The following is a 13,333-nucleotide window of genomic DNA, read 5'->3' on the forward strand; positions in this document are numbered from 1 at the left end:
CGGTAAGTCGATCAATTTTTAGTAATTTATGAGATTTTCCCAGCAGTCATTAAAAACTTGCCGTTATAACCAGTCTTTAAGTTTCAGCTAAACAAAGCCACATTCGCAAAACCCAGGTCAAGGACAGGAGTATGGATTTTTTATTGTTGCCTCTCTTCAGCTTTCTAGTTGGTATTGTTGTTGGTCTGACAGGAATCGGTGGTGCTTCTCTCATCACTCCGATGTTGATTTTTGTTTTTCAAGTACCATCTGCAGTAGCAATAAGTTCTGATGTTGTTGCAGCGACGTTAATGAAAATCGTTGGTAGCATTAAGCACTGGCAGCAACAAACTCTTGATAGAGAGGTGGTGAAATGGTTGGCGTGGGGGAGTGTTCCTGGTTCTCTGTTGGGAGTAGGAATACTGCACTTGATTAAACTCAAGGCTGAACATAATCTGAACAACATTACGCTGCATTTGTTGGGTGTAACGATTTTGTTAGTCACAGTTTTGGCGTTAGTGCAAATGTTGCTGTTGACCTTTTTTCCAGAGTTTCAATTACCTGAACTTCCCAAATTTGACTTAACCACTCAACTAGGACGCTTAAAAACGGTAAGTGTAGGAGCATTTTTGGGCTGTGTTGTGGGTCTAACAAGTGTTGCTTCTGGCTCTATGTTTGCCTTGGTGCTGATTGCATTTTTTCGTTTGGATGCACGAAAGTTAGTTGGTACAGATATTTCCCAAGCCGCAATTCTCTTACTATTTACTGCTCTTGGACACCTCACTTTAGGAACAGTTGATTGGAGTTTAGTATTACCGATATGGTTTGGCTCAGTACCAGGAGTATTATTAGGAGCTAAAATCTGTCAAATTGCGCCGCAAAAACCACTGCGGTTTATAATTTATTTTATATTGATGATGGTAAGCTTAAAGTTAGTTTATTAAAGACTTGATAAAATTAATTACACACTTTATTTCTCTGTTCTCTGCATAACCATAAATTCAGTAGAAATTGCAAGCCGCGCTTGATACATGAATCACTACCGCGAAAATTAATGATTAAGAAACTAGTACTGATTGAATCACAAGAATTGTCAGTCAAAAATTAAGAGTCAGTATTGTTATGACTTTTTTATTTATAATTAGTTTTTGTTTTCAATTTATATGATTTCGTGTTCAAAAAAACTGGTTAATTAATATTAAATCTAAACATGAAATTAAAATAATCTGTTATTATTTAAAATAATAAACATAGTTTAATAAAATCGACAACTATAGAGGTAACTTTATTTATTTAAACAAATAAAAATTAAACAAAATTCTTAGTATTTACTTGACCACGTAAATTTTATAACAATAGAAGTAAACAAAATAGAAGTGAAAAACTTAGAAACAAAAAAATACAGATCAGATCGGGTTCGGGATCATTTGGCAAATGAACGTACTTATTTAGCATGGATGCGGAGTGGTATTTCGCTTATGGGTTTTGGTGTTTTGATTGTGAGGTTGCGGATTATCCGGCCTCCATTAGCACCACAACCTCCTGGTAATGGCTGGAAGTTGGGTTTAGCATTTGCTTTAATAGGGGTATTAACAGTAGTACTTTCAACTCAACATTATTTTGCTGTTCGCCGAGACATTGACGAGGATACCTACCAACCGCCAGACCGTTGGATACTTTTGGCGAGTTTAGCTGTGGTTCTACTCGGTGGAGGAGTACTATACTATGTGTTCACGGTTCCTCTAGATTATTTGAATAGTTTTATACTGGAGTAACCTTTTTCTTTGTGTTCACCATCCAACATTACATCTACTGAGTAAGTGAAGAATCACCTCATCTAAAAAACTTATAGTGAAAGCAGCTTGGTAAATGAAATTTTTTAGATAAAGAAGAAATTTAAATATTTAGGAAACCGGATTTTACATGAACCCGGTTTCTATAGCCAATATTCAGCACTCCTAACTCAAACCGTTAGCAGTAGCAAACACTTTTGTTTGTTTCGGTTTGATGTAGACATGCTGCCCTTTTTCTAGCTGAAGCTGAAAAAACTGTTCTCGACTAAGATTAGCATTGAGCATTTCACCAGACCGCAATACTAACTCTGCACGAATTTCCCAACCAAGATGAATAATCCGATCGACGATCGCAGAAATTGTATTATCGTCGGCATTCCTATTAATCAAAATATCATGTGGTCGTAAAAAAACTTTGTCATTAAGAGAAGTTGTACTTTTGTTAGAGAAGATACCAACATTACTAGATAGGACGTTCACAGGGCCAATAAAACTCATGACAAACGGTGTAGCTGGGTTGTCATAAATTTCCGCCGGAGTCCCAACTTGTTCTACCCGTCCTTGATTCATCACCACAATTTCGTCAGCTACTTCCATTGCTTCTTCTTGGTCATGGGTAACAAATACAGTTGTGACATGAACTTCTGAATGCAGATTACGTAACCAAACCCGCAAATCTTTACGGACTTTAGCATCTAATGCTCCGAAAGGCTCATCTAATAATAATATACTGGGTTGAACAGCAAGTGAGCGTGCTAATGCTATCCGTTGTCGTTGACCACCAGAAAGTTGAGAAGGATAGCGATCGCCAAATTGCTGCATCTGCACCAATTCTAAAAGTTCCTCAACGCGTTGGCGAATCTGGTGTTTAGGATGCTTACGCAGATCCATCGCAAAACCGATATTATCACGCACTGTCAGGTGTTTAAACAGCGCATAATGTTGGAAAACAAAGCCAATATTACGTTTTTGTACGTTGTCATGAGTAGCATTTTCACCAGCTAACCAAATTTGACCAGCATCTAGTGTTTCTAACCCAGCAATTATGCGTAGCAATGTGGATTTTCCTGAACCCGAAGGGCCTAGTAACGCTACTAAAGATCCCGTTTTAATTTCCAGACTGACATCATCAACAGCACGGAAGCTTCCGTAATGCTTGGCAACATTTTCAACTACAATACTCATAATTATTTGTTCTTTAAATTTGCTAGATTTCAGCTTAACTACGATTTTACTATCGACTTTAAGTATTTTAACTAAATTGATTTTATTATTTTTCAAATAAAAAAGACAATACAGTTTTTGCTATATGCAAAATATCTTTTTCAAAAAAAACTTAAAGCTAAAAAATTCAATAATACCAACTATCTCCATCTGTATTTGGTTTACCAATAATTTTGAGATTTAAAGATTCCAGATAATTTAAACAATGATTGATGTGAGACGTATAACCTCGCAGCTCAATGTCGAAATATCCTTGCTTATAAAGATTTTGGTCTTGCTTGGCTCCTGTAATATTAACTGTTAATTTATAACGAGAAATCATTTGTGAAATAATTGGTTCATGCAAGTAACATTGAGGAATATACAAGCGCACGCGCAATTGAGTAATGCTTTTACTTTCAAAAAAAAATGAAACCATAGCCATATAGCAATATTTGCTTTAAATCAGATGCCCATGTAGAGAAGATTCATCTACCCACATGGGTAAATTTAATGTTTTTAAATAATTGAAACTAGAAAAAAGTTGCTGTGGTTTACCCCAAATATCCAAATCAAACCAACCATCATTCTCTTGATTAGCTAACAATGAAGCCCCAATAATATTGACTGTAACTCCATAACAAGATACTAAGTCAGAGATGATTGGTGTTTGGTAGTAATCTTTCAAGATACAAATTTGTAAGCGTAGTCGATAAGATTGACTACTATAGCCTTGGTAGGGTTGAGTTTGCTCCTGTATTGGCAAGGGTACAAATTCTTTACTTGGGTTGGGAAACGGCTTAAAACTTAAATTATGCTGCACATTGCCAGGAATACTTAGTTGCATCAAATCTACTCCCAAATTCTGTAGATACAGCAGACCATTACAGATGTGTTCTGAATTTCCTTGGAGTTGTAAGTCAAACCAACCGTGGTTGTCTGTTGCTGTGAGTATCGCAGCAGTAATATTGACCGTAACGCCATAGCGCGATACTAAACGTGAAATTAAAGGTTGCCGTTGGTAATGTTGGGGTATGCGAATGCGGCTATCAATTGGGGTGAGTTGAGGAAGTTTTTGTTGCGGCATAAAAATAGTTAATATAGGACTCCTATTTGATTTTTGAACACGATTCAGTACATATTTATCCCTTCTTAACTGTTCCCTGTTTCCTGTTCCCTACCTATACAAATAAATTCACCGAATCAAACCGGATTACTATATAAACAACAATTAATCACCAACTACTGATATTATTTTCGTCCCAAATTTCTAGTTCTATCTCTTGAAGATGATTAATAGCAGCATCTATTTGTGCTGTTGTACCTTGCAAATCAAGGTCGAACCAACCGTCACCAACAGCGTTTGCGCCCAAAATTGCAGCGGTAATATTGATAGTCAGGCCATAGTCTGAGACTAAGCGAGAAATCACCGGTTCTTGATGAAAATTTTTGGGGATTCGCAAGTGAATTTGTTTGTTAATAGTCTGATTGTCAGCAAGCATATCCAAATTACATATAGGACTCATACAGCGTTTCTCGGTTGGGTGTAGTACGTCTTTTAAGAAGAGAGGGGCTAGGGACTAGGGATTAGAGACTAGGGAAATGTACCTCTTTTAAATTAAATTTGCTGTATTTGATTTTGAGAAAAAACTCAGTACACCTCTAAATCCCTTTTTTCCTGCGATGCACTGAGTTTCGACTGCGCTCAACTACCGCGTAGCCGAAGTGTTCCCCGTTCCCTTTCTACGTAAATATATTCATTAATCAAAGGAGATAAACAACAAAAGTAAAAGTAAATACCAATCGTATTAAATTAATGCCAAAGGTTTTATCGTCTTTTCTTTGCTTGAATTTGGTCAAAAACTGCCCCATCTGCAAAAAATTTCTTTTGGACAACATTTCAGCCGCCATAATCTACTACCGAAATAAAGCTTTTTAAAGATGTGCGTTTCCATTGATTCAAAATATCTAGCTACATACTGACTTTAGCTCCTTTTTTTAATCTACAGTTTGTCGGTCGAGTATTTGTACTTTGTATTTAATTATAGATACTACAGCTATCTAGATAAAATAGCAAGAGTAATCATCACAATTTCGGTCAAGAATGTGATGATTACATCAAAAAGCCACCATTAAACCTTTACTCCGGTTCAGTGGTGGCTTGAAATACAGATCTAGTTGACTTCTTGCTAAAACTGCGTTTTTATTGAGAATGAACGAATCAGGGTTCTCAAAACGTGAGTCAATACTCTTGCAAATGTTGACAAAGATTCGGATATATGGATAGGGTTTAGAGAGGATTTTTTTAATCCGTCGAACTCACATTCAAGTTAAGGACTAAAGTCCTGACTACGAACTTACTGCAACCACAACTTAACAAAAACAGAAATTTATCTCAACACAGTTATTGATTAGCAAGTATTAGTTACCCAAGTAATTACTCAAATACTGCGTACTTTTATTATTAAAATCCATAGTTTATTTATACAATCAAACCTCATAAATATTGAGTTAAACTAACTAGCGTGATTCCAGTCACTGAGTAACTCATGGTCTCGCTGGTAATGGTTGCACTTTCTAGGTGCTACTTTTGGAGTACCAATATTTACGCCTGGAAAAGACTGTTTTTTCTTAGCAGATCTTTTATCTTTTGTAGTTGAATGAGTCTGTGTCGTTGTCATTAATAAAATTATCCTCACAACTCAGCACTAATTTAGATCATCAATTTCAAAACCGCAAATTTCTGAAGAAGGATATTTATTGTTACCAAGAAGCGGAGGGGCAGGGAGCAGGGGGAGCAATTCCTGCCCAGAGCCGTAGAGCAGGGCGGAACATGGGTATAAAGCCCCGCCCTTCTAGGGCGCTCTTGCTGGGGTGGAGTAACAAGCTCCGTTTCAGTTTTCTCCCTTGCTCCCTGCCCCCTGCTCCCCTGCCTCTTTTGACAAGCGATCGCTTAACATAACAAAAGCTACTAACAAAACCATTTATTATGCCTGTAGAGGTACAAAGCAAAGATCTGGGCGATCTTAATACTGCCAAAATTTCTATAATTATTCCTACTCTCAACGAACAAGAAAATATTAAAGCTGCGATCGCCACTACTCAACATAGTACAAATATAGAAGTCATCGTCGTAGATGGTGGCTCACAAGACGATACAGTAGCAATAACTCAATCTTTAGGTATAAAAATTATCTCATCTTTACCTAGTCGTGCTATTCAAATGAACACAGGTGCGATCGCAGCTAGTGGTGAAATTCTACTGTTTCTTCATGCAGATACCCGTTTGCCGATTGGGTTTGATCAGATGATTCGCACAGCCCTACAACAGCCGAAAACTGTAGCTGGTGCATTTGTTTTGCAGATTAACGATCCATCTTGGGGTTTGCGATGGATAGAACGAGGGGTTTACTGGCGATCGCATTTTCTGCAAATGCCTTATGGCGATCAAGCAATTTTTGTTACAAAAGCGGTATTCCAACAAACTGGTAACTTTCCCGAATTGCCAATCATGGAAGACTTTGAACTCATACGACGACTAAAGCGCATAGGAAAAATTATCATTCTCCCTGTACCAGTTATCACCTCAGCCCGTAGATGGTTGCAAAAGGGAATTGTTAAAACCACTTTACTTAACCAAATAGTCATTATTGCTTATTTTTTAGGTGTTTCACCACAGCGACTGCGTAATTGGTATCGTCAGGAAAAACTTAAGAGAATTTAAGCTGTTTTTCATGTATTTAGCATATCTTGGTTTGTAGTATATCAAGGAACAGCCCTAACAGTTATAGCGATCGCTACATCAAGGGGTGAAATTTCATATATTAAAACTCCCTATACTCTCTGCGCCTCTGTCTTGAAAAGTTCAGATCGCCGGAAATCGGCGCTCCGACTTTTCGCTGCGTCTCTGCGTGACATTAATTATTATGACTACAAAGCACAAGCTCGGATTCAATCATAAACTCAAGCTACTACTATTAAGTCTTCTAGTTGCTACCTTAATAATTGCCGCCAAATACTTCAATATTCAAGAAATTTTACTAAGTTCAATCACTTGGGTTAATAGTCTCGGTGCTTTAGGCCCCATTGCTTACATAGTTATTTACAACTTAGCCACATTACTATTCATACCAGGTTCCCTGCTGACATTAAAAGGCGGTTGTCTGTTTGGTTTGTTGTGGGGTTCAGTCTATGTGTTGATTGCTGCAATTATCGGCGCAACCTTAGCTTTTCTCATCGGACGCTACCTGTCACGTGATTGGGTTGCTAAACAGATTGAGAAACATCCTCAGTTTAAAGCCATTGATTTAGCAGTTGCCAAAGAGGGATGGAAAATTGTGCTGCTAACTCGCTTGTGTCCTCTATTTCCCTTCAACTTACTAAACTATGCTTTTGGAGTTACACAAGTTTCACTCAAAGACTACATACTAGGCTCATTCGGCATTATTCCAGGGACTGTCATGTATGTTTACCTCGGTTCTCTAGCCGGGAATTTAGCCATGACATCTAATCAGCCGACTAATCCAGAAGCCCAAATTTGGCAATGGCTAATGCAAGTCGTTGGGTTGATAGCCACCGTTGCTGTAACTATATATATGACAAAAATTGCTCGTCAAGCCTTAGCTCAAAGTGTAGCAACAGTAGATAGCACTCATGAGCAAACTGAGAATCACTCAAATAGGAATTATAAGTAGAATTTATGAAAACTATCCATATTTTTTTGTCAAGCCTAGTTGACACTTTGTAACAATATTGTTAAATTAAGTTACATAAGTTAACAAAAAAAGGAAAATAATTTTATGTATACCACCACTAATGAAGACGGCGTTCTCAACAACTACCCAACTGAACCCCAGGTTTACTATGCTGAGTACCCTGCAATTTGGGAACAACGTAAATACGTTTTACAAAGTATGTTTGCTACTTTAATAGTCACCACTTTAGTTTTGGTTGCTTTTAGCGTTAGCTAAGACTTTTGAGTTTTTGTATCGGTATCTCTCATCGTCATTTGGATTTCCTCCCCGCCTCGGTTAGTTTCGCCGGGGTTTTTTTTATTAGTACAAGTAGGGGTAATTCGCTAAAACGGGACTCTCTCATCTCATCACTCTAGAGACAGAGTAATCAAGACTAAATATGTAGAGTTGCAAGAACTCACTTTATCTCTAGTGAATGAGGAAGTCAAAACCTTAGATCGGTAGAATTAAAATAAAACTACGTATACAAAGGAAAATCAACGAGTTTTTAAAACCTTTCCCGTATCTTGTCTCAACGTGCGATCGCTTGCTTTGAAAACTCATACTTAAATTAACTACTTTATGTCAGTAACAGTAGTGTCTTTTTATACATCTTTAAGTCGTTTTACACACTTCGATGAGTACTTTTTCACTATGTTTTTCTTTGAGTATCAAAAATGTTAACGACAAATATACTTAATTTTTTACTGATGATTGCTGTTAATTTTTGATATATGAGTTACTCAAACAAGGGTATGTTTAAGCATATATACTTAAGTGCTTTTTGTTTAAAAACGCCAAAACAATGTTGATGATATTAGTTTGTTGAAAAATAATTTTATTGGTAAGTATTGATATAACTCAATTTTAACCAAATATTAAAACTTAATAAACTAAAATTAATTACACTTTTTAGTGATTTGTTTTCTTTACATATTTAATAATTATAGATTATATTTTTAAAAATTATATGTTGTATAAGATACAAACCTTATTAGAAGAGTTACAGCTAATTTAAATTATCCAAAATATTAAGTTTTGATAAGAAAAATTTTGCTAAACGCAAAAAACGTTACATAGTCACAATGCTCATTTGAGAAAGGTTTTGCCCCTTAAATTAGAACTTGAAGTTGATGAAGTTAATAAGATCTACGCTAAAACCCTGATCCCCAAGCTCAAAGGTTCATGCTAGTCTGTTGCAGTTAATAAATAAAAAAGTGAAAGCAGAACGAGTTCGACTTGTAAAGGATGTGTCACTCACAAACAAGTGGCTAAAGGAATCCTACGAACCGAATAACTGCTGTTCTACAGTCGCTTTAAAATCGGACGCATGAATCAAAGACATTTGTGGACTATTGTCGCCCTGTTTCTGACTGTTTTGGGAATGCCCTCAGTCGTTCGCGCTCAAACTACCAAGGAAAGTGTTGCAGATTCGCAAAAATCACCAGTTAGTGATGTAGTTAAGGTAGGTGAGTTTCAATCCCCAGCAGGGAAACCAACCTCGGATGCTGTGATTACAAACATCCATTCTCACAACATTGGAGGCCGTCAGGCGGCAACCTTGTTTATCAAAAATATTCCAGTTATCACTTTTTTGAGTTCCAAGCCTGTTGCAAGTGTTAATAAAAAAGTTGGTGTAGTTGGAGATGCAAAGGGCGTACAATCATACGCCCTTTCTAGTGATAACTCGGTAAAAGTGGCGAGTGTTGGCAGTTTAAAGGATGCAAGCAACCAAGTTAGTTCGCTTCAAGATGACCCGGTTCAAAGAGCTGGGGTAATAGCAGCCAAAATCAACCAGATGGTTCGTGAAAATGTGGCTGCTGATCAAATTACAGTCAGTTGGAAGGGAGAGAGCGAGGCTACAGCTAATCAAGCTCAAAATAAAAGCTCCTCTAGCCAGCAACAGCCAAGCGATCGCTATGCGATTAAAATCAATAAACAAGAATTGGTAGAAATTAACGAAAATACCCGCCTCGCAGGTACTACCAAAAATCTTGCAGAAGATGCATTACAAGCAACCAATCGTTTGCGGCGACTCATAGGTAATGCATCTCCCGTCAAAGAAATTGCTGACTTACCAGTACGTCCAGCAATTTCCATACAAAATTTGCCGCAACAAATAGCCAGCAAAGTGCGGCTTAATTTTAAAGGCATGGCTTCTTATTACGGTTACGACGGTTCTGGTAGCCAAACTGCTAGCGGTGAGAGATTCAATCCAGAAGGCATGACCGCTGCCCATCGTAGTTTACCTCTTGGCACAAAAGTCCGCGTTACCAACACCCGCAACGGTCGTTCTGTGGTCTTACGAATCAATGATCGCGGCCCATACATTCGGGGTCGGATTATTGATGTATCTGCTGGTGCAGCTAGGATTTTAGGAATGATCAGCAGTGGTGTTGCACCCGTGCGAATTGAAGTCCTAGGTCGATAAATTATTAATTAGGGCATGGGAAGGAGGAATTGGGGCAGGGTGCGGGGTGCAGCACTTCGGCTACGCTCAGCAACCGGTGAGTTAAGAAAATGCCTTGAATTTAAAGATGTGTACCTAATCTTTAATCTTTCTCCTTTTCCCCCTGCTCCCTGCTCCCCTGCTTCTTTTCCCTGCTCCCCTGCTCCCTGCTCCCCTGCCCCTCTGCTTCCCCTGCTCCCCGCCTCTTCCCTAGCCTCTAATTCTTAATTCCCCTAGTTCAATTATCTCTTCCTTGTGTTTCAGATATAAACTAACGGGGGAGAGGCTCAAGAAGAACTAGGGGTATTTTGTGCGTCTGCTGACAACAGTTGCAGCTTTACGCTGCTATTTAACTAAATGTGGCTCTAAAAACAAGCCAAAGTTTCCAGAAGGTTTAGTACTAGATGAGATAACTAGCTGGTATCAAACGGCAGTCGGCTTAGTACCAACGATGGGAAGCTTGCATCAAGGTCATTTGAGTTTGATCAAAAGAGCGCGGCAAGAAAATTCTACGGTGATTGTTAGTATTTTCATCAATCCCCTGCAATTTGCTCCTAATGAAGATTACGATCGCTATCCTCGGACTTTAGAACAAGACCGACAACTTTGTGAACTAGCGGGAGTGGACGCAATTTTTGCACCCAATCCGGAAGAAATGGGGATTCCTCCGAAGAGTATACAAGAATCTCAAGTTACACAAGTAATCCCTCCATCTGCTATGATAACAGGCTTGTGTGGTCGTTCTCGGCTAGGCCATTTTCAGGGTGTGGCTACGATTGTGACCAAGCTTTTGAATTTAGTGCAGCCTGACCGAGCTTATTTTGGTCAAAAGGATGGTCAGCAACTAGCTATTATTAAACGGCTGGTGGCTGATTTAAATTTGCCAGTAGATATTGTTGCCTGTCCCATAGTGCGGGAACCATCAGGTCTAGCTTTAAGTTCCCGCAATCAATATTTGACTGCACAAGAAAAAGAGCAAGCAACGGTATTATATCGTGGTTTACAACAAGCTGAAGCTGCATTCAAGGCAGGTGTGCGTGACAGCAGCCAGCTAATAGCAGTGGTAGAGCAAGAAGTGGCAAGAGTCAATACTGTATTTGTGGAATATATTGAATTGGTTGAACCGACTACGTTAATGTCTTTAGAAAAAATTGCAGAGGAAGGAATGATTGCGATCGCAGCTCGTCTTGGCTCTACACGGTTGATAGATAATACCATCTTGCGCGATCGCCAACCCATCATCGCCATTGATGGGCCAGCTGGAGCCGGAAAATCTACGGTGGCTCGTCGAGTAGCGGCAGAATTGAGTCTAGTTTATCTAGATACGGGAGCGATGTACCGTGCTGTCACTTGGTTAGTATTACAACAAAATATTGCCATTGACGATGAGTGTGCGATCGCAGAACTAGCCAATCAATGTAAAATTGAACTGACTCCTAGTAATGATCTGCAATCTCCGGTGCGAGTTTGGGTTAATGATATTGATGTTACCCAAGCAATTCGCACAATTGAAGTCACATCTCAAGTATCGGCGATCGCTGCCCAAAGTGCTGTACGTCAAGCACTAGTTAAACAACAGCAAAGCTGGGGAAAAAAAGGTGGTTTAGTAGCCGAAGGCAGAGACATTGGTACTCATGTATTCCCCGATGCTGAAGTCAAAATCTTTTTAACCGCCTCTGTCAGCGAACGCGCCCGCCGCCGTCAGCAAGACTTTAAAAAACAAGGTCAGCCTGAAGTTAGTTTAGAGCAACTAGAGCGAGATATTACTGAACGCGACTGGAAAGATAGCACTCGGACAGTTTCTCCTTTGCAAAAAGCCGCAGATGCAATTGAAGTTCCAACCGATGGCTTAAGCGTGGCTGAAATTGCAGCACAAATTATTAATAGCTACCAGCAACAGTTAACTCAACGATAGATTCAGTGGTTAGTTGTCAGTGCATCACTGACCACTAACAACTGACCCGCATAGCGTAAATAAAAGCCATATCTCTAAAGGCTGAACTTGTCACCTATGCTTTGGGATGATTTACAAAGGCGTTTTGTCTTATATCCTCATTTTGATAGTAGAATGACCTCGTTAAGTTTTATATCCTGAAATTTGGATATTAAACTACTGTCAACAAAACCTGTCATTTCCTAGGTTTTTGCAACAGCTTTAAACTGGAAAACAGTAAAGAGAGGATTTCACAAAATGGCATTTTCACAGCCCCCCCTACCCTTTGATTTTAATGCCCTAGAACCTTATGGCATGAAAGGCGAGACCTTTGAGTATCACTATGGTAAGCATCACAAATCTTATGTAGATAACCTCAATAAGCTTACTGATGGTACAGAACTAGCCGATAAACCGTTAGAAGAAGTGATCAAAATTGCCTTTAAAGACTCCTCCAAGACAGGAATCTTCAATAACGCTGCTCAAGTTTGGAACCACACCTTTTTCTGGAATTGTTTAAAACCTGCTGGCGGTGGTACACCCACTGGCAAACTTGCAGACCAGATTAATAAAGACTTTGGTAGCTTCGACAAATTTAAAGAAGAGTTCTCTAATGCTGCTGCAACTCAGTTTGGTAGTGGATGGGCTTGGCTGATTGATGATGGTGGTAAACTACAAGTAATCAAAACACCAAATGCAGAAAACCCCATAGCTCATGATAAAAAGGCACTCCTAACCTTAGATGTTTGGGAACACGCTTACTACCTCGACCACAGAAATGCTCGTCCAGCGTTTATCAAGAACTTCTTAGACCAGCTAGTAAATTGGGAATTTGCTGCTGAAAACTACGCTAAAGCTTAGTTATTTATTTAGAGTAGTCCAAGTAGGTTGGGTTAAGCACAGCGCAACCCAACATCGATAAAAGTGTTGGGTTTCCTTGCGTCAACCCAACCTACATTTTTTACTAAAGCTTAGTCAACATAATTCGTAATTCGTAGTTACAATCAGTGGTTGCTCTGAACCCACCGCTGATAACATAGTGGTAGCGAACTTGCCAGCGTCTTGAAAACCACCAATTTTTAATTTGGTGCGGGTTTGTACCCTCTTTAATCAGGACTTACGCAAAAATAACGTAACTCCGTCATTACGAGCGATAGCGAAGTAATCTATCCTAACGCTGGGATTGCTTCCCTACACTGCGTTCCGGTCGCAATGACAATATCGGCGTTGCGTAAGTCCTGTT

The 13,333-nt window shown here is 39.0% G+C and carries 12 protein-coding genes; 8 read left to right on the plus strand and 4 right to left on the minus strand.

The window, feature by feature from the left end; all coding sequences use genetic code 11:
* Nucleotides 1–131: 131 nt before the first annotated feature.
* Together QI031_RS21330 and QI031_RS21335 are read left to right on the plus strand one after the other, a co-directional pair.
* Nucleotides 132–923: a sulfite exporter TauE/SafE family protein gene (locus QI031_RS21330; RefSeq protein WP_281481636.1), complete on the plus strand. Its 792-nt coding sequence runs from the start codon at nucleotides 132–134 to the stop codon at nucleotides 921–923.
* A 432-nt stretch (nucleotides 924–1,355) separates the two neighbouring features.
* Nucleotides 1,356–1,754, plus strand: a complete 399-nt coding sequence (locus QI031_RS21335) for a YidH family protein (protein ID WP_425525981.1) — start codon at nucleotides 1,356–1,358, stop codon at nucleotides 1,752–1,754.
* 183 nt (nucleotides 1,755–1,937) lie between these two features.
* Here the strand turns inward: QI031_RS21335 and QI031_RS21340 are convergent, their stop codons facing one another.
* The 4 genes from QI031_RS21340 to QI031_RS21355 form a co-directional block, all read right to left on the minus strand.
* Nucleotides 1,938–2,957: a sulfate/molybdate ABC transporter ATP-binding protein gene (locus tag QI031_RS21340; protein WP_281481637.1), complete on the minus strand. Its 1,020-nt coding sequence runs from the start codon at nucleotides 2,955–2,957 to the stop codon at nucleotides 1,938–1,940.
* A 166-nt stretch (nucleotides 2,958–3,123) separates the two neighbouring features.
* Nucleotides 3,124–3,414 (minus strand): NIL domain-containing protein, encoded by a 291-nt coding sequence (locus tag QI031_RS21345; protein WP_343217812.1) that lies wholly within the window; start codon nucleotides 3,412–3,414, stop codon nucleotides 3,124–3,126.
* A 21-nt stretch (nucleotides 3,415–3,435) separates the two neighbouring features.
* Nucleotides 3,436–4,062, minus strand: a complete 627-nt coding sequence (locus QI031_RS21350; RefSeq protein ID WP_281481639.1) for an NIL domain-containing protein — start codon at nucleotides 4,060–4,062, stop codon at nucleotides 3,436–3,438.
* Nucleotides 4,063–4,210: 148 nt separating this feature from the next.
* On the minus strand, nucleotides 4,211–4,477 hold the full coding sequence (locus tag QI031_RS21355) for an NIL domain-containing protein (protein ID WP_281486094.1): 267 nt from the start codon (nucleotides 4,475–4,477) through the stop codon (nucleotides 4,211–4,213).
* Nucleotides 4,478–5,964: 1,487 nt separating this feature from the next.
* Between QI031_RS21355 and QI031_RS21360 the strand changes: the two genes are divergently transcribed.
* From QI031_RS21360 to sodB, 6 genes are all read left to right on the plus strand, one after another.
* The gene (locus tag QI031_RS21360) at nucleotides 5,965–6,699 is read left to right on the plus strand and encodes a TIGR04283 family arsenosugar biosynthesis glycosyltransferase (protein WP_281481640.1); all 735 of its coding nucleotides are present in this window, start codon (nucleotides 5,965–5,967) and stop codon (nucleotides 6,697–6,699) included.
* Between the two features lie 202 nt (nucleotides 6,700–6,901).
* Nucleotides 6,902–7,669: a TVP38/TMEM64 family protein gene (locus QI031_RS21365; RefSeq protein WP_281481641.1), complete on the plus strand. Its 768-nt coding sequence runs from the start codon at nucleotides 6,902–6,904 to the stop codon at nucleotides 7,667–7,669.
* Nucleotides 7,670–7,774: 105 nt separating this feature from the next.
* Nucleotides 7,775–7,945, plus strand: coding sequence for a photosystem II assembly protein Psb34 (gene psb34, locus QI031_RS21370; protein WP_281481642.1), 171 nt, complete (start codon nucleotides 7,775–7,777; stop codon nucleotides 7,943–7,945).
* Nucleotides 7,946–9,038: 1,093 nt separating this feature from the next.
* Nucleotides 9,039–10,139, plus strand: coding sequence for a septal ring lytic transglycosylase RlpA family protein (locus tag QI031_RS21375; protein ID WP_281481643.1), 1,101 nt, complete (start codon nucleotides 9,039–9,041; stop codon nucleotides 10,137–10,139).
* A gap of 328 nt (nucleotides 10,140–10,467) precedes the next feature.
* Nucleotides 10,468–12,072 carry a bifunctional pantoate--beta-alanine ligase/(d)CMP kinase gene (locus QI031_RS21380; RefSeq protein WP_281481644.1) on the plus strand — a complete coding sequence of 535 codons (1,605 nt, stop codon included), beginning with the start codon at nucleotides 10,468–10,470 and terminating at the stop codon, nucleotides 12,070–12,072.
* Nucleotides 12,073–12,348: 276 nt separating this feature from the next.
* Entirely contained in the window at nucleotides 12,349–12,951 is a 603-nt protein-coding gene (gene sodB / locus QI031_RS21385) for a superoxide dismutase [Fe] (RefSeq protein WP_281481645.1), read from the plus strand.
* Nucleotides 12,952–13,333 lie beyond the last annotated feature (382 nt).

The sequence above is a fragment of the Halotia branconii CENA392 genome, from assembly GCF_029953635.1.
Classification (GTDB): domain Bacteria; phylum Cyanobacteriota; class Cyanobacteriia; order Cyanobacteriales; family Nostocaceae; genus Halotia; species Halotia branconii.

Bases quoted from the DNA above. Each gene is read 5' to 3' on its own strand.
- QI031_RS21330 (WP_281481636.1), top strand. From the start codon at position 132: ATGGATTTTTTATTGTTGCCTCTCTTCAGCTTTCTAGTTGGTATTGTT.
- QI031_RS21340 (WP_281481637.1), bottom strand. From the start codon at position 2,957: ATGAGTATTGTAGTTGAAAATGTTGCCAAGCATTACGGAAGCTTCCGT.
- QI031_RS21345 (WP_343217812.1), bottom strand. From the start codon at position 3,414: ATGGTTTCATTTTTTTTTGAAAGTAAAAGCATTACTCAATTGCGCGTG.
- QI031_RS21350 (WP_281481639.1), bottom strand. From the start codon at position 4,062: ATGCCGCAACAAAAACTTCCTCAACTCACCCCAATTGATAGCCGCATT.
- QI031_RS21355 (WP_281486094.1), bottom strand. From the start codon at position 4,477: ATGCTTGCTGACAATCAGACTATTAACAAACAAATTCACTTGCGAATC.
- QI031_RS21360 (WP_281481640.1), top strand. From the start codon at position 5,965: ATGCCTGTAGAGGTACAAAGCAAAGATCTGGGCGATCTTAATACTGCC.
- QI031_RS21365 (WP_281481641.1), top strand. From the start codon at position 6,902: ATGACTACAAAGCACAAGCTCGGATTCAATCATAAACTCAAGCTACTA.
- psb34 (WP_281481642.1), top strand. From the start codon at position 7,775: ATGTATACCACCACTAATGAAGACGGCGTTCTCAACAACTACCCAACT.
- QI031_RS21375 (WP_281481643.1), top strand. From the start codon at position 9,039: ATGAATCAAAGACATTTGTGGACTATTGTCGCCCTGTTTCTGACTGTT.
- sodB (WP_281481645.1), top strand. From the start codon at position 12,349: ATGGCATTTTCACAGCCCCCCCTACCCTTTGATTTTAATGCCCTAGAA.